General features: G+C 66.6%; 16 protein-coding genes. 5 read left to right on the top strand and 11 right to left on the bottom strand.

Annotation, left to right across the window (positions count from 1 at the left end):
• Window positions 1-5: 5 nt before the first annotated feature.
• Genes AC1DVR_RS02635 through AC1DVR_RS02605 form a run of 7 tightly spaced genes read right to left on the bottom strand, consistent with a single transcriptional unit; the run spans window position 6 to window position 9276 of the window.
• Complete coding sequence (locus AC1DVR_RS02635; protein WP_477998964.1) at window positions 6-2183, bottom strand: dehydrogenase E1 component subunit alpha/beta; 2178 nt, start codon at window positions 2181-2183, stop codon at window positions 6-8.
• 9 nt (window positions 2184-2192) lie between these two features.
• A complete protein-coding gene (locus tag AC1DVR_RS02630) occupies window positions 2193-4148 on the bottom strand; it encodes a 3-hydroxyacyl-CoA dehydrogenase NAD-binding domain-containing protein (RefSeq protein ID WP_477998963.1) in 1956 nt (651 codons plus the stop codon).
• Entirely contained in the window at window positions 4145-5398 is a 1254-nt protein-coding gene (locus AC1DVR_RS02625; protein WP_477998962.1) for a CaiB/BaiF CoA transferase family protein, read from the bottom strand. Before AC1DVR_RS02625 ends, AC1DVR_RS02630 begins: the two co-directional genes overlap by 4 nt.
• Window positions 5399-5422: 24 nt before the next feature.
• Window positions 5423-6433, bottom strand: coding sequence for an ABC transporter ATP-binding protein (locus AC1DVR_RS02620; RefSeq protein ID WP_477998961.1), 1011 nt, complete (start codon window positions 6431-6433; stop codon window positions 5423-5425).
• The gene (locus AC1DVR_RS02615) at window positions 6430-7416 is read right to left on the bottom strand and encodes an ABC transporter ATP-binding protein (RefSeq protein WP_477998960.1); all 987 of its coding nucleotides are present in this window, start codon (window positions 7414-7416) and stop codon (window positions 6430-6432) included. Before AC1DVR_RS02615 ends, AC1DVR_RS02620 begins: the two co-directional genes overlap by 4 nt.
• Complete coding sequence (locus AC1DVR_RS02610; protein ID WP_477998959.1) at window positions 7413-8258, bottom strand: ABC transporter permease; 846 nt, start codon at window positions 8256-8258, stop codon at window positions 7413-7415. Before AC1DVR_RS02610 ends, AC1DVR_RS02615 begins: the two co-directional genes overlap by 4 nt.
• A gap of 4 nt (window positions 8259-8262) precedes the next feature.
• Window positions 8263-9276: an ABC transporter permease gene (locus AC1DVR_RS02605; protein WP_477998958.1), complete on the bottom strand. Its 1014-nt coding sequence runs from the start codon at window positions 9274-9276 to the stop codon at window positions 8263-8265.
• Window positions 9277-9445: 169 nt separating this feature from the next.
• On the opposite strand from AC1DVR_RS02605, the gene AC1DVR_RS02600 reads away from it, so the two are divergent.
• Window positions 9446-10267: an IclR family transcriptional regulator gene (locus AC1DVR_RS02600; protein WP_477998957.1), complete on the top strand. Its 822-nt coding sequence runs from the start codon at window positions 9446-9448 to the stop codon at window positions 10265-10267.
• A gap of 24 nt (window positions 10268-10291) precedes the next feature.
• Here AC1DVR_RS02600 and otnC read toward each other — a convergent pair whose 3' ends face one another.
• The 3 genes from otnC to AC1DVR_RS02585 are packed head-to-tail and all read right to left on the bottom strand — an operon-like array spanning window position 10292 to window position 13197.
• Complete coding sequence (gene otnC, locus AC1DVR_RS02595; protein WP_477998956.1) at window positions 10292-10930, bottom strand: 3-oxo-tetronate 4-phosphate decarboxylase; 639 nt, start codon at window positions 10928-10930, stop codon at window positions 10292-10294.
• Window positions 10927-12174: a 3-oxo-tetronate kinase gene (gene otnK / locus AC1DVR_RS02590; RefSeq protein WP_477998955.1), complete on the bottom strand. Its 1248-nt coding sequence runs from the start codon at window positions 12172-12174 to the stop codon at window positions 10927-10929. The genes otnC and otnK overlap by 4 nt, the downstream gene beginning before the upstream one ends.
• A 24-nt stretch (window positions 12175-12198) precedes the next feature.
• Window positions 12199-13197 carry a LacI family DNA-binding transcriptional regulator gene (locus AC1DVR_RS02585; protein ID WP_477998954.1) on the bottom strand — a complete coding sequence of 333 codons (999 nt, stop codon included), beginning with the start codon at window positions 13195-13197 and terminating at the stop codon, window positions 12199-12201.
• A 118-nt stretch (window positions 13198-13315) separates the two neighbouring features.
• On the opposite strand from AC1DVR_RS02585, the gene ltnD reads away from it, so the two are divergent.
• Together ltnD and otnI are read left to right on the top strand one after the other, a co-directional pair.
• Window positions 13316-14221 carry an L-threonate dehydrogenase gene (gene ltnD / locus AC1DVR_RS02580; protein WP_477998953.1) on the top strand — a complete coding sequence of 302 codons (906 nt, stop codon included), beginning with the start codon at window positions 13316-13318 and terminating at the stop codon, window positions 14219-14221.
• Between the two features lie 15 nt (window positions 14222-14236).
• Window positions 14237-15004: a 2-oxo-tetronate isomerase gene (gene otnI / locus AC1DVR_RS02575; RefSeq protein WP_477998952.1), complete on the top strand. Its 768-nt coding sequence runs from the start codon at window positions 14237-14239 to the stop codon at window positions 15002-15004.
• A gap of 41 nt (window positions 15005-15045) precedes the next feature.
• Here the strand turns inward: otnI and betC are convergent, their stop codons facing one another.
• Window positions 15046-16554, bottom strand: a complete 1509-nt coding sequence (betC, locus tag AC1DVR_RS02570; protein WP_477998951.1) for a choline-sulfatase — start codon at window positions 16552-16554, stop codon at window positions 15046-15048.
• A gap of 181 nt (window positions 16555-16735) precedes the next feature.
• Here betC and AC1DVR_RS02565 point away from each other — a divergent pair, with 181 nt between their 5' ends.
• The gene (locus AC1DVR_RS02565) at window positions 16736-18742 is read left to right on the top strand and encodes a CocE/NonD family hydrolase (protein WP_477999288.1); all 2007 of its coding nucleotides are present in this window, start codon (window positions 16736-16738) and stop codon (window positions 18740-18742) included.
• Window positions 18743-18853: 111 nt separating this feature from the next.
• A complete protein-coding gene (locus AC1DVR_RS02560; RefSeq protein WP_477998950.1) occupies window positions 18854-20443 on the top strand; it encodes an ABC transporter substrate-binding protein in 1590 nt (529 codons plus the stop codon).
• The last annotated feature ends 8 nt before the right edge of the window (window positions 20444-20451 follow it).

The raw sequence follows: 20451 nt of genomic DNA, 5'->3' as shown, positions 1-20451 counted from the left end.
CCGCCTCAGCGCGGCGGGGCGATCTGGCGCAAGGCCTCCTTGATCTTCTCGACCGAGCCCAAGGCTGCCGCGTTCAGCACCGAGGAGACAGTGGGTGCTGCCAGTCCGCCGGACACGCGCAGGATCTCGTGATCCAGCCAGTCGAACAGCCGCTCCTGAATCTGCGCGGCCCAGGTCGCCCCCATCGACAGTCGGCGCGCCGTCTGTTCGGCGATCACCACCCGCCCGGTCTTCTGGATCGAGGCCGATATCGTCTCCCAGTCGATGCCATGCTCATCCAGATTGCGCAGGTCGATGACCTCGGCATCCACGCCCAACTCCTCTGCCGCGGTCACGGCAAAGCCCACCATCACGGTCGTCGCCAGCACCGTGCAGGCCGAACCCTTCCGCACGACATGGGCGCGACCGAAGGGAATGCAGAACTCCCGGTCGCCCTTCGGCACGTCGAACTCTTGCTGGTACAAAGCCGCATGTTCGATCAGCACCACCGGGTCGTTGCAGCGCAGGGCCGCATTGAACAGGCCGATATGGTCGAAAGCCGTGGTCGGCGCGATGATCCGCCAGCCCGGAAACATCCCGAACAGCGCCGAAGGGTCGCCCGAATGCTGCGAGCCGTAGCCAGTATGGGGCGAGACGCGGACCCTAAGCACGATGGGCACCGGGAAGCCGTCGCCGAACATGTGGCGCACCTTGCCGATGCCATTGGCGATCTGGTCGGCGGCGACAAGGCAGAAGTCGCCGAACATGATCTCCACCACCGGGCGCAGCCCGTTGAGCGCGGCGCCCAGCGCCACCCCGGTAAAGCCATTCTCCGCAATCGGCATCGGCAGAACCCGGTCGGGCCAGAGTTCCAGCGCACCCTTGGTGAATCCGCTGACCCCGCCGCGCAGGCGGTGGGCATCCTCGCCCATCACGATGATCGTCGGGTCACGCGCCATGGCGGCGGCGAGGGTCTCTGACGCGGCGGTGACGAATTTCACCCGCTCCAGCGGCAGATGGGCGAGGTCGGCATGGTCGAGATAGCGGCTGCCCGCCATCTCGGACAGGTCGCCCAAGATCCCTGCGTCCAGCGTCGCCGGATCGGGCCAAAGCTCTGCCGGGATGCGCAGGGCATTGCCGCCGGGCACCGGCTCGGTCAGCCGCGCCGCCGCTGCGGCAACGGCATCCGCCATGGTTTGCCCGATGCGGGTAAGGTCGGCGGCGCTGGCCAAGCCCATCCCTGTCAACCGCGCCTCAGCCTGGGCAATCGGGTCGCGGGCCAGCCATTCGGCCTCTTCCTCCTTGCTGCGATAGCCGAAATCGCTTCCGGCCCTGCCGCCGGATTGGTGGAAATGGCGGTAGCACATCGCCTCCACCACGACCGGGCCGCCGGTCTCGCCGATGATCCGCCGCGCCTCGGCCATGGCGAGGTGGACGGCCACCACATCCATCCCGTCGCATTCGATCGAAGGGATCCCCAGCATCGCCCCGCGTGACGACAGCCTAGTTTCGCGGGTCACGTCGGCGATATGGGTGGCAACCCCGTAGAGGTTGTTTTCAATGAAGAAAATCACCGGCACCTGCTGGGCCGCTGCAATGTTCATCGCCTCGTAAGACCCGCCCGCCAGCGCCGCCCCGTCGCCAAAGAAGGTGACCGAGATCTCGTTCCGCCCCAGAAGCTTGTCGGCCAGCGCATAGCCCACCGCATGGGGCGGGTTGCCGCCGATGATGGCAGAGGAGCCCACGACCCCCGCCGCATCGGCCCGCACATGCATCGACCCGCCACGGCCGCCGCAAAAGCCCGGACGAAGGCCCATGATTTCCGCCATGAAGGCGTGGACCGCCTCGTCCATCGCCGGGGTGAAGGCGTCGTGGCGTGGGTCAAAGCCCTCCGGCAGGTCGGCGTTGATCAGCTTGGTCAGCACCTGATGATGCGCGCGGTGTGTACCGTTGATCTTGTCGCGCCGCCCCAGCACCGACATGGCCCCGACCGCCGCCGCCTCCTGCCCAAGCGAGGTATGGACCGGGCCATGGATCAGCCCGGCCTTTTCCAGATCCAGAAGCTTCTCCTCGAACCGGCGGACCAGCAGCATCTGGCCATACCACTGGATCAGCTCCCGCGACGGGACCGAAGCCCAATCCGCCGCATCGGGCACGAAGCGAAACCAGGGCGCCGAGGCGGAAAGCGTAAGTTTCTGAGCCATGCTGAACCTTTATGTATTGGAGGACAAAGGGTGCGATTTCAGGAACATCGGCCCACCCTTGACGCGGGGAAAGCCGTAGCCATGCACCATCACCAGATCGATATCCGCCCCGCTGGCCGCGATGCCTTCATTCAGGATCATCTGGCCCTCCTCGGCCATGGCCGCAAGAATGCGCGCGACGATCTCGGCTTCCGGCAAGACGGTATCCAGCGGCCCGGTCAGCGAGGCGATGATGCGCTCCGCCACGGGCGAGGGGCGCGGGCTGCGGTCGCCGGGGGCATAGTCGTACCAGCCGGCGCCGGACTTCTGCCCGCTGCGCCCGGCGCAGACCAGAAGATCGCCGGGGGTTTCCCGTACCGCCTCGCCCCGCGCCCGCGCCGCCGCACGGTTCAGGAAACTGATGTCGAGGCCGGCCATATCCTGCATCTCGAACAGGCCCATGCCATAGCCAAAGCCCCGCAGCGCGCGGTCGATGGCAGCATAGTGCACGCCTTCGGCCAACAAGGCCTCGGCCGCGGCGCGGGTGCGTTTGAGGATGCGGTTGCCGATGAAGCCGTCACAGATGCCCGCGCGCACCGGGACCTTGCCCAGCCGCCGCGCGAGGTCGAAGGCGGTGGCCAGCGTGGCGGGCGCGGTTTGCGGCAGGGGCACGATCTCCAGCAGTTTCATCACCTGCGCCGGGCTGAAGAAATGCAGGCCGACAAAGCGCTCCAGCCCCGGCACGCCCTCGGCGATCAGGCGCGGGTCGATGTAGCTGGTGTTGGTGGCAAGGATCGCATCGGGGCGGCAGATCGCACCGAGGGCGGTGAAGACCACGCGCTTGACAGCGAGGTCTTCGAAGACCGCCTCGATCACCAGGCCGCAGTCGGCCAGAGCCTCCAGCCCGACCTGTCCGGTGACGCGCGCGCGGCGAAGTTCGGCCTCGGCGCTGCTGGTCAGTCCGCGTTTGGTTGCGGCCTCGAAGATATGGGTCAGGTTATCCATGCCGCGGGCGAGGGTCGCCGCATCCCGCTCGGACAGCAGGACCGTAAATCCGGCGTTGGCCAGCGCCGCCGCGATGCCCACCCCCATGGTGCCGGCCCCGACCACGCCCAGGCTGCGCAGCGGCACGGGCGGAATGCCGCGCAGCGCCGAAGGGCGCGGGGCGGCGCGCTCGGCGAAGAACAGATGGCGGAGGGCTGCGGAGTCCGGGCTGGACTTCAGCCGCAGAAAGGTCTGGCGTTCGTGGGCGAACCCGGCATCCACCCCATGTTCCACCCCGAAGCGCATCGCCTCCAAAGCAGCCAAGGGCGCGCTTTGGCCCTTTGCCGCCTTGGCGATCCGGGCCTGCGCCGCGGTCCAGAACGCCGCGCCCGGGTCGGCGAGCGGGCGCTGCGCCGCAAGCGGGGGCAGCGCCTGCCCTGCCAGATCGGCGGCGAAGTCCAGGGCGCCGGCGATCAGCGGCCCCTCGATCACGCGGTCGATCAGGCCCAGGGCCAGCCCTTTTGCCGCATCCAGCATTACCTTCTCGGCCACCACCGGAAGCGCCGCTTCAACACCGATCAGCCGCGGCAGACGCTGGGTGCCGCCCGCGCCGGGGATCAGGCCGAGATTGACCTCGGGCAGGCCGAAACTGGCCCCGGGGGAGGCCAGGCGAAACCGGCAGCCCAGCGCAATTTCCAGCCCGCCGCCCAGCGCCAGGCCGTTCAGGGCGGCGATCCAGGGCTTCTTCGCCGCCTCGATCCGCAGGATCAGGGCGGGCAAGACCGGCGCTTCGGGCGGGCGGTCGAACTCGGCAATATCGGCGCCACCGACGAAGATCTTGCCCGCGCCGGTCAGCACCACCGCTTCCACGCCGGGGTCGGCGTCCAGCTCATCGGCCAGAGCCAGCAGACGGGCACGGACCGAGGTCGCCAGCGCATTCACCGGCGGGTTGTCGATCGTGACCAGGGCGACCGTGCCGAATTGCTCTCTCCTGACGGTCATCCTGCGGCGACCTCGGCTTGCGGTTCCATTTCCACGGCCTTGCGGCAGGAGATCACGCCTCGGGCCACAAGCTCCGCGATACGGGCCTCCTCCAGCCCCAGCACATCACGCAGCACGCCAAGCGTATCCTCCCCCAACAAGGGCGGCGCCTTGGGCTTTTGCGCCTGCTGCGCCGCCAGCCCATGCGCCGCGCGGATCAGCGAGATCGGGCCAAGCTCGGGGTGGTCAAGCCGCTGGATCACCCCGCGCTCCACCACCGAGGGCGCATTCAGCGCCTCGGCCACGGTCTTGACCGGACCTGCGGGCACATCAGCGGCCAAGCAAGCCGCCAGCCAGTGTTGCGAGGGGCGGGACGCGACAATCGGCTGGATCACCGCAATCAAAGCCTCGCGGTGCAACGCCCGCTGGTGCGAGGTGACAAAGCGCGGGTCCTTGGCCAGTGCGGGCTGACCTATGACCTGTTCGCAGAAATCCAGAAACATCCGGTCATTGCCCACGGCGATGGCCAGACTGCCATCGGCCGTGTCAAACAGCTGATAGGGCACCACGCTGGGATGTGCATTGCCGTGCCGCCCGGGTTCAGCCCCGCCGTTCAGATAGCCGCTGCCGACATTGATCAAAAGGTTCAGCGTGGATTCCAGCAGGGCGAGGTCGATGAACTGGCCCTCCCCGGTGTCGCGCCGCTGGTAAAGTGCCGCGAGGATCGACTGGGTGGCGACCATCCCCGCCACGACATCGGTGAACGCCACCCCCAGACGGTTCGGCGGCCCATCTGCCTGCCCGGTGATCGACATCAGCCCGCTTTCGGCCTGCATGATGAAGTCATAGCCGGGCCGCGTCCGCTCCGGTCCGGTCTGGCCATAGCCTGAGATCGAGCAATAGACGATGCCGGGGTTGATCTTGCGCACATCCTCGTAGCCGATGCCCAGACGCTCCACCGTTCCGGCGCGGAAATTCTCGACCACGACATCGGCTTTGGCCGCAAGGTCGAGCGCGATCTGCAACCCCTCGGGCGATTTGAGGTTCAGCGCGATGCTGTGCTTGCCGCGATTTGTGCAAAGGAAATAGGTGCTCACACCCTTGTAGCTTGGCACCGACCAGGCGCGGCTGTCGTCGCCGCCCCTGATATGCTCGATCTTCCAGACCTCGGCACCCAGATCGGCCAGACTCATCGTGGCCCAAGGCCCGGCCAGAACCCGCGACAGGTCCAGCACCCGGATGCCCGCAAGAGGCAGGGTCGCCTTTGTCATCTTATCCTCCCTCGATCCCGCGGCTCAGCCGTGGGCAGTCAGTCCCGTCGCGACGGCAGCGGGGTAATGGCAAGACACCGAATGGCCGCTCGCCAGTTCGGTCAGAACCGGCGCCTCCTCGGCACAGCGGGCGGTGGCAATCGGGCAGCGGGTCCGGAAATGACAACCGGACGGCGGGTTCATCGGGCTGGGCACATCGCCTTTCAGCACGATCCGTGTCCGCGCCCGCTCTCTCGGCGGGTCGGCCAGAGGCACCGCTGACATCAAGGCTTGCGTGTAAGGATGCATGGGCGAGCCATAAAGCGCGGCCTTGGGCGCGATCTCGACAATCTTGCCCAGATACATCACCGCGACCCGGTCGCTGATGTGCTGCACCACTGACAGGTCATGCGCGATGAAAAGGAAGGCCGTGCCATAGTCGCGCTGCACGTCTTTCAGCAGGTTCAGAACCCCCGCCTGAACCGAGACGTCCAGCGCCGAGACCGGTTCATCCAGCACCAGAACATCCGGCTTCAGCGCCAGCGCCCTTGCGATGGCGACGCGCTGGCGTTGCCCGCCCGACAGCTCATGCGGATAGCGCAACCCGTGTTCGGGGTTGAGGCTGACCAGTTCCAGCATCTCGGCCACCCGCGCCTTGCGCGCGTCGTGCGATAGGTCGCTGATCCGCAAGGGCTCGGCGATGTTCTCGGATATCCGCATGCGGGGATGGAGCGAGGCATAGGGGTCCTGAAACACCAGCTGGATCTTGCGGCGCAGCTGGCGCATCTCCTCCGGCGGGGCCAGGTTGATATCCTTGCCGCGGTAGAGGGTCTGGCCACTGGTCGGCTCGATCAGGCGCAGAAGACAGCGGCCAAGGGTGGATTTGCCACAGCCGGATTCGCCGACCAGCCCCAGGGTCTCGCCCTCCGCCACGTCGAAGGAGACGCCGGCCACCGCGTTCACATGGCCGACATCCCGCTCGATCAGGATGCCACCCTTGACGGGAAAGCGCTTGACCACATCGCGGACCGAAAGGATCGGGGTCATGTCGGTCATAGTGCGGCCTCCACGGTGCCTTCGGCAAAATGACAGGCGGCGCGGTGCAGTCCGGTGACATGCACCGGCGGCGCCAGCGCGCGGCAGATGTCCTGCGCCTGGGCGCAGCGCGGATGGAAGGCGCAGCCGCTGGGCACTTTGCCCAGGGCGGGCGGCGTGCCTTCGATGGAATAAAGCCGCTCGCTTTGCAGCGCCATGTTGGGGATCGAGGCGATCAGCCCGCGGGTGTAGGGATGGTTCGGGCGGGCGAAGAGGTCATCCACCCCGGCCTCCTCGACGATCTGGCCGGAATAGACCACGGCCACCCGGTCGGCATGACCGGCGAGCACGCCAAGGTCATGGGTGATCAGGATCAGGCCGAGGTTCAGGCGCTGCTGCAGATCGGCCAGAACCTCCATGATCTGCGCCTGAACCGTCACGTCCAGCGCGGTCGTAGGCTCGTCCGCGATCAGAAGGTCGGGGTCATTGGCCACCGCCATCGCGATCATCACCCTTTGGCGCATCCCGCCAGAAAACTCATGCGGATACTGGTGCAAGCGCCGGTCGGGCTGCGGGATCGCGACCAGCGCCAGCAGGTCCTTGGCGCGGTCAAAGGCCGCCTTCTTCGACAGGTCGGGATTGTGTAGCCGCACCGCCTCGGCAATCTGCGCGCCCACGGTCATCACCGGGTTGAGCGAGGACAGAGGGTCCTGAAAGATCATCGCGATCCGTGACCCGCGCAGGCGCTGCAACTCGCGCCGCGACATGCCGACCAGTTCCTGCCCGCGAAAGCGCACCGATCCGGTGACCCGCGCGCCTTCCGGCTGCAACCCGATCGACGCGAGCATGCCCACCGACTTGCCCGAGCCGGATTCCCCCACGATCCCAAGTACTTCGCCGGGGTTCACATGCAGGCTGATCCCGCGCACCGCATCGGCATAAACCCCGCCCCGGCCAAACCCCACGCGCAGGTCGCGCACTTCAAACAGCGGTTCTGTGGTCATTTGGACCTCGGGTCGAAGTAATCATGCAGGCCGTCGCCGATGAAGTTGAATCCCAGAACCACGGTGAGGATCGCCAGACCCGGCCCCAGGGCGATCCACCAGGAATAGAACTGCGAGGCCCCGTCCGAGATCATCGAGCCCCATTCCGGCGTCGGCGGCGTGGCGCCAAGCCCGATGAAGGACAGGGAGGCCGCAAGCAGGATCACCTGCCCCAGATCCATCGTCGCGCTGATCAGGACCGGGGTCCAGCACAAGGGCAGGATATGGCGGAACAGAACCCGGGCCCGTCCGGCACCGGCGGCCACCGCCGCCTCGACATGTTCGCGCTCGCGCACCTCCAGCACCTGGGCGCGCATCAGGCGGGCATAGACCGGCCACCAGACGATCACCATCGCCACCGCCGCATTGCCGAGGCCCGGCCCGAGCGAGGCTGCGACCGCCATGGCCAGCAGCATCGGCGGAAAGGCCAGGGTCACATCGACCAGCCGCATGATGGCGGAACCGACAAAGCCCCCGACAAAGCCCGAGATTGCGCCCAGAAAGGCCCCGATGCTGACCGCCGCCGCCACCACGATCGCCGCAATGGGCAGGGAATGCTGCGCGCCGTAAATCGTGCGGGTGTAGACGTCACGCCCCAGGGCATCGGTGCCCAGCCAATGCGCCCAGCTTGGCGCCTGCAGGCGGCGGGCCACCATGTCCAGCGGGTCATAGGTGCTCATCACCGGCGCTGCGACCGTGGCCAGAAGCCAGAACAGGATCATCGCAAGGCCAATCGCCATCGGCAGGGAAAGCCAGCGCGGACGTTGGAAGCGGCGCAGGCGCGGAGCGGGAACAGAGGTCATCAGATCACCCCAACCTGACGCGCGGATTGACGAAAACATAGGCGATGTCGGTGATCAGGTTGGTCAGAAGGAAAATCACCCCGCCCACGATGGTCACCCCGATGATCGCCGGGAAATCCAGGCCCCGCGCCGCCTCCACCGCATAGGACCCCATGCCGGGCCAGGAGAAGATCGTCTCGGTCAGGACGGCCCCGGTCAGGAGATAGGCAAAGGAATAGCCGATCACCGTCAGCGTCGGCACCAGCGTGTTCAGAAGCGCGTGGCGGACGACGACACGGAACTCTCCCGCGCCTTTGGCGCGCGCCGTCAGGATGAACTCACGGCCCAGAACCTCCAGCATATTGGCCCGCACAAGGCGCGAGATGGTGCCCGCGACGGACCAGCCCAGCACGAAGGCTGGTAAAAGGAGATGCCAGAGCGCATCGACGAACAGCTTGAAATCGCCCGCCAGAAGCGTGTCGATGGTCAGAAGCCCGGTGACCGAGGGCGGCAGCGCCGCGCGGGCATCCACCCGCCCCGGACCGGGCAAGACCCCGAATTTCACTGACATCACATAAAGCAGCGCAAGGCCCAGCCAGAACACCGGGATAGATGACCCGAACAGCGCCACCAGACGGGCCACATGGTCCACCGCCGTGTTGCGGTAATAGGCGGCCAGCACGCCGAGGGACACGCCAAGGACCGAGCCGAAGACCATGGCGGCCAGCACCAGCTCCATCGTGGCGGGCAGGCGGTAGAGCACATCCTGCGCCACCGGGCGCCGGGTGATGAAGGAGGTCCCCATGTCGCCCCGCACCAGATTGGTGACATAAATCGCGTAGCGTTCCGGCAGGCTCTTGTCCAAACCCCAGCGCGCCTTGGCCGCCGCGACCACCTCGGGGTTGTTCATCTGGCGTTCGGAGACGATGGCGCTGAGCGGATCGCCCTTGACCACAGTGGTCAACAGGAAGGCCAGGGTGACGATCCCGAGCACAAGGAAGGGTATGGCAAACAGGCGGCGCAGGATATAGCGGATCACGGGCAAGGCTCCTGAAGGTACTGCCTTGGTCGGGACAGTCGGATGGAAACGGGCGCGCTTTGGACAATCATTGACAAGCTTGCCCGGCGCCGTCAACATAAATGAAATTTTGTTCTGATTTTAAAAATGCGGTGACGGGGCAGGCAAGGTAAAGCTGAAGGAATGAGCGATGCGTAAACGAAACAAGCCCGCCGATGGCAGCGATGACGCGGATGCCTCCAGCCCTGCGGCCTCTCTGACACGCGGTCTCGACATCCTGCGCGCCTTCAGCGCCAGCGACACGACGCTGGGCAACCAGGACCTGATCGACCGTACCGGGCTGCCCAAGGCCACGGTGTCGCGCCTGACATCCTCGCTCGTCGGGCTGGGCTATCTGCATTACGACACCGCCCTGGGGCGCTACAGCATCGGGCCGGCCACGGTGTCGCTGGGCTATTCCGCGCTCAGCTCCAGCGCCGTGGTGGCCATGGCACAGCCCCTGATCCAGCAGCTGGCCGACGAAACCGGCGCTGCGGTGGCGATCGGCATGCGCGACGGGCTGGACATGGTCTATGTGGCCAATTGCCGGTCGATGGCCCCGGTCTCCTTGCGGCTGAACATCGGCTCGCGCATTCCGATGGGGCGCACGGCGATGGGCATCGCCTGGCTGGCCGGCGCCGCCGAAGAGCAACGGGCGAAGCTTCTGGAAGAGATCGTCGCGGCAGACCCCACGCATGAGGCCCAGACCCGCAGCGTTCTGGCCGAGGCGGTGCAGGACCTGGCAACCCGCGGTTTCATCGGCGTGTTCGGCACGTGGTACAGCTATATCAACGCCGTCGGCGTCTGCTTCCGCCCCAGTGACGGCTCTCCCGTCGTGGCGCTGACCTGCGGCGGGATCGTGGACATCCTGCCGCGCAGCGTTTGCCTGGAAAAGATCGGCCCGATGCTGCTGGAGGTCAAGAACAGGCTGGACGACCAGCTGAACGGCCGCACCCGCGCCCAGCCGGAGTGACGCCTCGGGCTGCGGCCCCTTGCGTCACTTGCGCAGGGCGGCGGCCTGTGCGGCGGTCAGCGGGCGGATGGCGCGGCCTGCGAGCATCAGGAACAGTTTGGCGGTCTCCTCCAGCTCCTCGGTCGCATATTGCGCCTCGCGCAGGGTGGTGCCGGCCACGACCGGGCCGTGATTGGCCAGAAGCATCGCATGATGGGAGGCGGCGTGCGCCTCGACCGCCAGCGCCAAAGCCGGGTCGCCCGGCGGGTGATAGGGGATCAACGGCAAGCGCCCGACCCGCATGACGTAATAGGCGGTCAGGGGTGGCAACACGTCGCTCGGGTCAGTGTCGGCCAGAATGCTGACCGCGACCGAATGCGTCGAATGCAGGTGCACCACCGCATGGGCCGAGGGTCTGCGGCAGTACAGACAGCTGTGCAGAAAGGCCTCTTTCGTCGGCTTGTCGCCCGACAGGTGGTGGCCCTCGGCATCCAGCAGGGAAAGCCGGGCCGGGTCCAGCTCTCCCAGGCAGGCATTGGTCGGCGTCATCAACAGGCTGCCATCGCCCAGCCGGACCGAGATATTGCCGGTCGACCCCGCCGTCAGCCTGCGGTCGAACAGCGAGCGGCCCACGGCGACGATCTCGTCGCGGGTCCGCGTGGCCTCGGAAAGGATGCCGGTCATGGCAGAAGCCTCCATGCTTTCAGGAAGAAATCCTCAGCGCCGAAATTGCCCGACTTCAGGGCGAGCGCCAGCGGCCCTCCCCTGCCATGGGCGCGGGTCCAGGGTACGCCGGGGTCGATCTCGGCGCCGATCTCCAGCCGCCGCACGCCAAGGCCGGCAACCACCGCCCCCGAGGTTTCGCCCCCCGCGACCAGAAACCGGTTGAAGCCTTGAGCGGCAAGGCTTTCGGCCAGTTCGGCCAGAAAATGCTCGACCAAGCCGCCCGCCCGATCCCGGCCAAGCGCGTCTTGCACTTGGGCAATGATCGCGGGGTCGGCGCTGGAATAGACCAGGGGCGGCAGGGGGTCGCTTTGGGCCAGAACGAAATCCCGCGCCTGCGTCACGCTCATCCGGCCCGCGGCAATCTCCATCGCGTCCAGTCGCAGCGCGGGCATTCCGGCGGCGATGGCCACGGCCACCTGCCCCCGCGTCGCGGCCGAGCAGGACCCGGCCAGCACCACCGCCCGTCCCGCCGGCACCGGCAGAGGCGGCGCGCCCGGTGCACGGTCGGGCGGCAAATGGTTCGCAGGCAGACCCAGCGCCACGCCCGACCCGCCGGTCACCAGCCGCAATCCGCGCGCCGCATGGCCGATCCGCATCAGGTCATCGTCCGAAATCGCATCGACGATCGCGATGCCGCACCCTTCGGCAAAGCGGGCCTCCAGACCTGCGGCGGGGCCAGCCACCACCTCCTGCGCGATCAGCGAGACCGGCTGCGCGATCTGCCGCTGCAAGACCCTGACCAGATTGGCATCGCGCATCGGGGTCAGCGGGTGGTCCTTCATGCTGCTGTCGGACAACAGCTGGTCGCCCACGAACAGATGCCCGCGATAAACCCTGCGGCCATTGGCCGGAAAAGCCGGGCAGGCGATGGTGAAAGGCACGTCCAGAAGCGCCATCAGCGCCTCGGTCACCGGGCCGATGTTGCCCTCATCGGTGGAATCGAAGGTCGAGCAGTATTTGAAGAAGAACTGCGCCGCCCCCGCCTGCAGCAGGATGCGCGCCGCAGCCAGCGATTGCGCCACCGCTTCCGCCGCCGGGATGGTCCGCGATTTCAACGCTACAACCACCGCTTCGGCATCGCCGAAATCCGCCGTGCTTTCAGGAATGCCGGCAATCTGGATCACCCGCATCCCGCTGCGCGCCAGCATCAGGGACAGGTCGGTCGCCCCGGTCAGATCATCGGCAATGGCACCTATGAACATTCTCGCCCCTTCTTGCTGCGCATCTCAGGCGGTGGCGCCCGGCAGGATCTCGAACCCGGTCTCGACCAGCCGCGCGGCCTCGGTCGCGGGCGGCGGGGCGAGGATCGCCTGCACCGCCAGCGCCCCAATCCGCGTGCGGTCCGAACGCAGGGTGGACAGGGGCTGCGGCAGGGCCTGGCCCACCTCCAGCCCGTTGAAGCCGAAGAGCGCCAGATCCTGAGGCATCCGGAGGCCGGCGGCGAGGCAATGGAAGACCCCGCCCACCGCCATGTCGTCATTCGAAAAGATCACCACATCGCAAGCGGCGCCTTCGGCCAGAAGCGCCGCCAGCCCCTGCCGCCCGCCCTGCACCGAGCTTGGCCCGCCGGTCAGATGCAGGCGCGGGGCCGCGAGGCCGGCCATCTGCAGGGCTTCCGTCATCCCCTCCAGCCGCAGCGCGGCGCGGCGGTCGCGGGTCAGGTCGTGGCCGACAAAGCCAAAGCGGCGATAGCCGCGCCCGACCAGATGGCGCACCGTGGCCGCCCCCGCCGCCCGATGCGAAAAGCCGACCGCCGTGTCGATGGGCCGCCCGCCGGTGTCCATGATCTCGACCACGCGCACCCCGGCATCGGCCACCAGCCGCACCGTGGCCGCGCTGTGATCCAAGCCTGTCAGGATCATCGCCGCCGGCTTCCAGGCCAGCATCGAACGAACGACCGCCTCCTCGGCACCGAGGTCATAATCGCTGACGCCTACGACCAGTTCAAAACCCGATTGCGCCAGGGCTGCGCTGACGCCGGCGATGACCTCGGGAAAGACGTTGTTCGATAGCGAAGGCAGCACCACCCCCACCAGGTTCGACCGCGCCGAAGACAGGCTGCCCGCCAGCCGGTTGGCGACATAGCCGGTGCGCTGCACCGCCTCCAACACCCGGGCGCGGGTATCAGGGCGGATGCCCTCCAACCCGCGCAGAACGCGCGACACGGTGATCTCGCTGACCTCGGCCAGGCGGGCGACATCGCGCAGGGTGGTCGGGCTGGACAAGAACAGGCTCCACGGCAGGAATGACAGCGATAACATACAGCCTTGCGTCAGAGCTGCAAGGCTGTATATCACTCCGATGACAGCGCTGTCATTCGGCGCGGAGCCAGAGGGGAATGCCATGCAGCGTGTCGGGGTCATAGGCCTGGGGTCGATGGGAATGGGGGCGGCGACGTCGCTTTTGCGGGCGGGTTTCGAGTGCGCCGGTTGCGATCTGAACCACGCCCAACGCGAGAGCTTTGCCGCAGCGGGAGGCACGGCGGTGCCAACCCCGGCCGAGGCCGCCGCGGGCGCCTCGGTCCTCATCCTGATGGTGGTGAACGCGGCCCAGACCGAGGCGGCGCTTTTCGGGCCGGAAGGCGCGGCGAGCACGCTTCCGGCGGGGTCGGTGATCCTGTCCTCGGCCACGATGGCGCCGGATGCCGCACGCCAGCTGGCGGCGCGGGCCGAGGCGGCGGGCTTTCTCTACCTTGATGCGCCAATCAGCGGCGGGTCGGTTCGTGCCGCCGAGGGGCAGATCACCGTCATGGCTTCGGGCCCGGAAGCGGCCTTCACCAAGGCCGCCCCGGTGCTGGATGCCATTGCCGCCAAGGTCCATCACCTGGGCGACACGGCGGGGCTTGGCGCGGCCTACAAGATCGTCAACCAGCTGCTGGCCGGCGTCCACATTGCCGCCGCCTGCGAGGCGATGACCTTCGCCGCCCATCTGGGCCTCGATCTACCCAAGGTCTACGAGGTGATCACCGGGTCAGCCGGCAACAGCTGGATGTTCGAAAACCGGGTGCCRCATATCCTCGACGGCGACTATGCCCCGCGCAGCGCGGTCAACATCTTCACCAAGGATCTGGGCATCATCGCCAATATCGGGCTGGCGGAAAGCTTTCCCTTGAACCTCGCCTCGACCGCGCTGCAGATGTTCGTGGCGACGGCGGCCTCGGGCATGGGGCGCGACGATGACGCCTCGGTCGCGCGGCTTCTGGCGCAGGTGGCGGGCGTCGCCCTCCCCGCCGTCAAGCAAACCGCCTGAGCCAAGGGGAACGCCATGCCGCGCTTTGCCGCCAACCTGACGATGATGTTCACCGAACTGCCCTTCCTCGACCGCTTCGCCGCCGCTGCGGAGGCCGGGTTCAGCGCGGTGGAGTTCCTGTTCCCCTATGTCTGGCCCGCTGAGGAGATCCGCGCCCGGGCCAAAGCCGCCGGGGTCGAGATCGTGCTGTTCAACATGCCGCCCGGCGACTGGGCGGCGGGCGAGCGCGGCACGTCCATATTTGAAGCGCGGCGGGCGGAGTTCTCCGAAGGGCTGGCACAGGCGCTGCACTATGCGCAGGTGCTGGCGGTGCCGCGCCTGCATTTGATGGCCGGGATCGCCCCTTCAGGCAGCGCGCCCCACGCCGCCCGCTACCGCGAGGCCCTGACCGAGGCCGCACTGGCCGCTGCTCCGCTCGGGCTCACGATCCTGATCGAGCCTTTGAACCCGATCGACGTGCCCGGCTATTTCCTGAACGATTTCAACGCCGCCGCGGACATGATTGCCGAGATGGCCCTGCCCAACCTGCGCCTGCAGTTCGACATCTACCATCGCCAGCTGATGCATGGAAACGTGATGAACACCCTGCGGGACATGAAGGACCTGATCGGCCATATCCAGACCGCATCCGTCCCTCTGCGCCACGAGCCCGGCAGCGGCGAGCTGGATGATTACGCGATCTTCCGCCACCTCGATGCGATCGGATTTCAGGGTTTCGTCGGTTGCGAATACCGTCCCCGGACCACCACGGCCGAGGGTCTGGACTGGCTTGTGCGTCTCTAACGACAGCGGAGGCGGCAGAAACCTTGCCGCCTCCGCTGGATTTATTCGCCGCGCGGGAAGCGCTTGTTGTCTTCCAGCACGTTCAGATCCATGTGGTTGCGCATGTAACGTTCCGAGGCGGCGCGCAGCGGCTGGTAATCCCAAGGGTAGTAGCTGCCGTTGCGCAAGGCCTCATAGACCACCCAGCGCCGGGCCTGGCTTTGGCGCACCTCGCTGTCATAGGCGGCAAGGTCCCACTTCTCCTCCGCAAGAAGCTGGAAATGCGCCAGGATCTCAGCGGCGCGGGGGTCGGCGGCGAGGTTGGTCTCCTCCTCGGGGTCATGCGCCAGATCGAACAGAAGGTCGGGATCGGCCTTGCAGCGGATGTATTTCCAGGCGCCCTGCCGCAGGCAGACCATCGGCGTGATCGAGCCTTCGGCGGCATATTCCATCGCGACCGGGCTGGTCCGCTCCTGCCCCTTGGCCAGGGGCACCAGGCTTTCGCCATCGGTCCAGGGCATGACCTCCTCCATCGAGATCCCGGCCAGATCGCAGAGCGTCGGCGTCACGTCGATGGTCGAAACCGGGGTCTCCTCCAGATGCGGTTCCAGCCCGGGGGCGGCGATCATCAGCGGCACCCGGGCCGAGCCTTCGAAGAAGTTCATCTTGAACCACAGGCCCTTGCGGCCCAGCATCTCGCCATGGTCGGAAACGAAGACCACGATCGCTTCCTGCCGCGAAGCCTCCAAGGCGGCCAGCACCTCGCCGATCTTGTCGTCGACGTAAGAGATATTGGCGAAATAGCCGTGGCGGGCGCGGCGGATATGCTCGGCCGTCACCTCCAGCCCGCGCCAGTCGCAGGCATCCATCAGGCGTTTGGAATGCGGGTCCATCGCCTCGTAGGTCAGCTGGCTGGGCGGCTCCAGTTCCGGCACGCCTTCGTAGAGGTCCCAGTATTTGCGGCGGGCAACGAAGGGATCATGCGGATGGGTGAAGGAGACTGTCAGGCTCCACGGGCGGGGGTCGAGGCCGCGTGAGAGGTCATAGATCTTCTGCACCGCCTGATGCGCCACGTCGTCGTCATATTCCAGCTGGTTGGTGATCTCGGCCACCCCTGCCCCGGTGACGGAACCGAGGTTGTGATACCACCAGTCGATCCGCTCGCCCGGTTTGCGGTAATCCGGGGTCCAGCCGAAGTCGGCGGGGTAGATGTCGGTCGTCAGGCGCTGCTCAAAGCCATGCAGCTGGTCGGGACCGACGAAATGCATCTTGCCCGACAGTGCGGTCTGATAGCCGGCGCGGCGCAGGTGGTGGGCATAGGTCGGGATATCCGAGGCGAATTCGGCGGCGTTGTCATAGACCCGCGTGCGGCGCGGCAGGGCGCCCGACATGAAGGCCGCCCGCGCCGGGGCACAAAGCGGCGAGGGCGTATAGGCATTGCCAAAGCGCACCGAACGGGCGGCCAGTTTGCGCAGATTGGGCGCATGAAGGAAGTCGGCAGGGCCATCGGCGAACAAAGTGCCGGTCAGCTGGTCAACCATCAGGATCAGGATATTGGGGCGCTTTTGCATGTCGGAAACCTTGACTTGGGCAGGTGCAACCATGGGTGGCGCGTGTTTGCGCCTTGGGCAAGTGAAGAATTTGCTCGCCTACAAACGGTTGTCGCAATCAGACACCAAAGTGCCGCATCAAGACGGGGTTCGCCGCCGATCCTGCCGCCTGATGCCGGTAACAATGGAGACTCCCTTGACCGTGCGAACCGAATTCCCCCACCGCATCGTGGAAGAGCCTGACATGGGCATCGTCCTCTCGGACGGCTGCCGTCTGTCGGCCCGGGTCTGGATGCCCGAAGATGCCGGGATGCACCCGGTTCCGGCGGTGCTGGAATATATCCCCTACCGCAAGCGCGACGGCACCCTGCCGCGCGACGAGATGATGCATGCCTATGTCGCGGGTTATGGCTATGCCTGCATCCGCGTCGACATGCGCGGCAATGGCGACAGCGAAGGCCTGATGGCGGATGAATACACCCAGCAGGAGATGGATGACGCGGTCGAGGTGATTGCCTGGCTGGCCGCCCAGCCCTGGTGCAGCGGCACCGTGGGGATGATGGGCAAAAGCTGGGGCGGCTTCAACTGCCTGCAGACGGCGTATTTGCAACCCCCGGCGCTGAAAGCCGTGATCTCGGTCTGTTCGACCACCGACCGTTTCGCCGACGACATCCACTGGAAGGGTGGCTGTCTTCTGGGCGAGAATTTCGGCTGGGGGGCGGTGATGCTGTCCTATTCCTCGCGCCCGCCGGACCCGGTGCTGCGCCCGGATTGGCGCGAGATGTGGCTCGACCGGCTGGAGAACGAGCCCTGGCTTGCCCCGCGCTGGGCCGAGATGCAAGAGCGGTCGGCCTATTGGAAACACGGCTCGATCTGCGAGGATTACGGCCGGATGACGGTGCCAGTGATCAGCTGGGGTGGCTGGGCGGACAACTACATGAACACGGTTGCGGCGATTGTCGAAAACGTGCCGGGATCGAAGGGGATCGTCGGGCCCTGGGTCCACCAGTATCCGCATACCGCCGTGCCAGGGCCGCGGATCGGCTTCCTGCAAGAGGCGATCCGCTGGTGGGACCGCTGGCTGAAAGGCATCGACAACGGCGCCGGGCAGGACCCGGCCTATCGCGCCTATATGATCCATTCCGAAGCCCCGGATGCCAGCCCCGCGCACCGCGAAGGGCATTGGGTGGCCGAGGCGGCGTGGCCCTCGCCCCGGGTGGCGCGGCAGGTTCTGGGTCTGGGCGCAGGCCCGGCTGGCCAAAATGGATATTTGGGCCAGAATGAAAACGCGCCGCTGGCCGGGGTGATCGCGACGCCGCAGCATCTGGGGATGCACACGGGAGAGTTCTTTCCGATGGGGCTGAATGCCGAGATGCCGGGGGATCAGCGCGGCGATGATGCCATGTCGCTGTGCTTTGACGGCGCGGTTCTGACTGCGCCGCTGGATTTGCTGGGGGCGGCGCGGCTGCGGTTGCGGGTGGCTTCGGACAAGCCCCTGGGGTTTGTGGTGGCGCGGCTTTGTGATGTGGCGCCGGATGGCGCCTCGGTCCGGATTGCGCATGGCATGTTCAATCTGTGCCACCGCGAGAGCCGCGAGACGCCCAAGGCGATGGTGCCGGGTGAGGCGGTTGAGGTGGCCTTCGACATTGACCAGATGGCCTACCGGCTGGCGCCGGGGCATCGCTTGCGGCTGGCTTTGTCCAACAGCTATTGGCCCTTTGTCTGGCCCTCGCCGGAGGCGGGCAGTTTGACGGTGACGGGCGGATCGCTGGATCTGCCGGTGCATCAGGGCTCTGCCAATGAATGGATTCCGCCGGCGGCTGAGACCGCAACCCCCTGGGCGCACAAGGTTTTACGCCCGGCCAAATCGGCCCGCAGGATCGAGAGCGACCTGATCACCGGCACGCAGGCCCTGGTGGTCGAGGATGATCTGGGCGACAAGGAAAACCTGACCCACGGCCTGATCACCGGCGAGACGATGAGCGAGCGGTGGGAGATTTCTCCCGCCGATCCGACCTCGGCCAAAGCGATCCACGTTTGGGAGCAACGGCTGTCGCGCGGCGATTGGGCCGTGCGGACCAAGGCCCATGCCGAGATGACCTGCACCGCCACGCATCTGCGGATGAAAGCCACCCTGACCGCCTGGGAGGGCGAGACGGTGGTGTTCGAACGCCATTGGGACGACGCCGTACCACGGCGTTTTGTCTGAAGAACCGGACCAAGGGCGAAATAATCCTTGGTCCAAACGACGAATCACGCTTTTATTGACCCAGCAATCAAGAAAAACCCGACCACTCGGGAAACCAGACAGGGAACGAGAATGTCAAACGAACTGAGCCATCTTCTGAGCCAAGCCACCGCCGGTCGGATGAACCGCCGGGATTTCGTGCGCCGCGCCGGGGCGCTGGGCGTCTCTGCCGCGATGGCGGGCGCTTTGCTGACCACCGCGGCCCATGCCGATACCCCGGTCAAGGGCGGCACGCTGCGCGCCGGTGTGCAGGGCGGTGACAGCACCGACACGCTGGACCCGGCGCTGGCCGCCTCGCCCGCGCCCTTCCTGATCAACTCCACCTGGGGTGAGACCCTGGTCGAGGTCAGCGAGAAGAACGAGATCATCATGCGCCTGGCCGAGGAAGTCTCGGCCAATGCCGATGCGACCCAGTGGAAGTTCAAGATCCGCAAGGGCGTCAAGTTCCACAACGGCGCCGAGATGACCCCCGATGACGTGCTGGCCACGCTGAAGCGCCACACCGACGAGAAGTCGAAGTCTGGCGCGCTGGGTGTGGTCAAGGGCATCAGCGACATGAAGGTCGAGGGCGACAGCATCACCCTGACGCTCGCCAGCGCCAATGCCGACCTGCCCTTCCTGATGGCCGACTACCACCTGATGATCCAGCCCGGCGGCGGCGTGGACAATCCGGCGGCCGGCATCGGCACCGGCCCCTACAAGGTTGCGAATTTCGAGCCGGGTGTCATCTGCTCCTTCGAGAAGTTCGCCGATTACTGGGATGCCGAGCGCGGCCATGCCGACAAGGTCGAAGTCCTGATCATCAACGACAACACCGCCCGGACCGCCGCCCTGCAGTCGGGTCAGGTCCAGATGATCGACCGGGTTGACCCCAAGATCGCCGAGCTTCTGAAAGGCGCCTCGGGCGTCTCGATCAAATCGGCGGCCGGTCGCGGCCACTATGTCTTCATCATGGAATGCAACAAGCCGCCCTTCGACAACAACGACCTGCGGATGGCGCTGAAGCTGTCGATCAAGCGGCAGGAGATGGTGGACAAGATCCTCGGCGGCCTTGGCTCGATGGGCAACGACTTCCCGATCAACGCGGCCTATCCCCTGTTCGACGACTCGATTCCGCAGCGTGAATACGATGCGGCGGCAGCAGCCGAGGCTTACAAGAAGTCCGGCCACGACGGCTCGCCCATCGTGCTGCAGGTTGCTCCGGGCGCTTTCCCGGGTGCGGTCGAAGCGGCCCAGCTTTTCGCGCAATCGGCCAATGCGGCGGGCATTCCGCTGACCGTGAAGCTGGAGCCCGATGACGGCTACTGGACCAACGTCTGGAACGTCGCCCCCTTCTGCGCCAGCTACTGGGGCGGGCGTCCGGTGCAGGACCAGATGTATTCGACGGCCTATCAGTCGAAAGCTGACTGGAACGACACCAAATTCGTCAACGCCCGGTTCGACGAACTGCTGGAATCCGCCCGGGGCGAGCTGGATACGGCCAAGCGCAAGGCCGAATATTCGGAAATGGCGCATCTGGTGCGCGACACCGGCGGCGTCATCGTGCCGATGTTCAACGACTGGGTCGAGGCCGTCTCCGACACCGTCGGCGGCTGGTATGGCGATGCCAACCAGGAACTGATGAACGGCAAGGCCCTGCAGAAATGCTGGCTGAAAGCCTGATCCGGGGT

Source organism: Rhodobacter sp. P2_H5 (assembly GCF_056403335.1).
This window is presented reverse-complemented; position numbering and strand designations above follow the sequence as displayed.

Excerpts from the sequence above, each read along its gene's own strand:
- AC1DVR_RS02635 (WP_477998964.1), bottom strand. The coding sequence starts at position 2,183 with ATGGCTCAGAAACTTACGCTTTCCGCCTCGGCGCCCTGGTTTCGCTTC.
- AC1DVR_RS02630 (WP_477998963.1), bottom strand. The coding sequence starts at position 4,148 with ATGACCGTCAGGAGAGAGCAATTCGGCACGGTCGCCCTGGTCACGATC.
- AC1DVR_RS02625 (WP_477998962.1), bottom strand. The coding sequence starts at position 5,398 with ATGACAAAGGCGACCCTGCCTCTTGCGGGCATCCGGGTGCTGGACCTG.
- AC1DVR_RS02620 (WP_477998961.1), bottom strand. The coding sequence starts at position 6,433 with ATGACCGACATGACCCCGATCCTTTCGGTCCGCGATGTGGTCAAGCGC.
- AC1DVR_RS02615 (WP_477998960.1), bottom strand. The coding sequence starts at position 7,416 with ATGACCACAGAACCGCTGTTTGAAGTGCGCGACCTGCGCGTGGGGTTT.
- AC1DVR_RS02610 (WP_477998959.1), bottom strand. The coding sequence starts at position 8,258 with ATGACCTCTGTTCCCGCTCCGCGCCTGCGCCGCTTCCAACGTCCGCGC.
- AC1DVR_RS02600 (WP_477998957.1), top strand. The coding sequence starts at position 9,446 with ATGCGTAAACGAAACAAGCCCGCCGATGGCAGCGATGACGCGGATGCC.
- otnC (WP_477998956.1), bottom strand. The coding sequence starts at position 10,930 with ATGACCGGCATCCTTTCCGAGGCCACGCGGACCCGCGACGAGATCGTC.
- otnK (WP_477998955.1), bottom strand. The coding sequence starts at position 12,174 with ATGTTCATAGGTGCCATTGCCGATGATCTGACCGGGGCGACCGACCTG.
- otnI (WP_477998952.1), top strand. The coding sequence starts at position 14,237 with ATGCCGCGCTTTGCCGCCAACCTGACGATGATGTTCACCGAACTGCCC.
- betC (WP_477998951.1), bottom strand. The coding sequence starts at position 16,554 with ATGCAAAAGCGCCCCAATATCCTGATCCTGATGGTTGACCAGCTGACC.
- AC1DVR_RS02560 (WP_477998950.1), top strand. The coding sequence starts at position 18,854 with ATGTCAAACGAACTGAGCCATCTTCTGAGCCAAGCCACCGCCGGTCGG.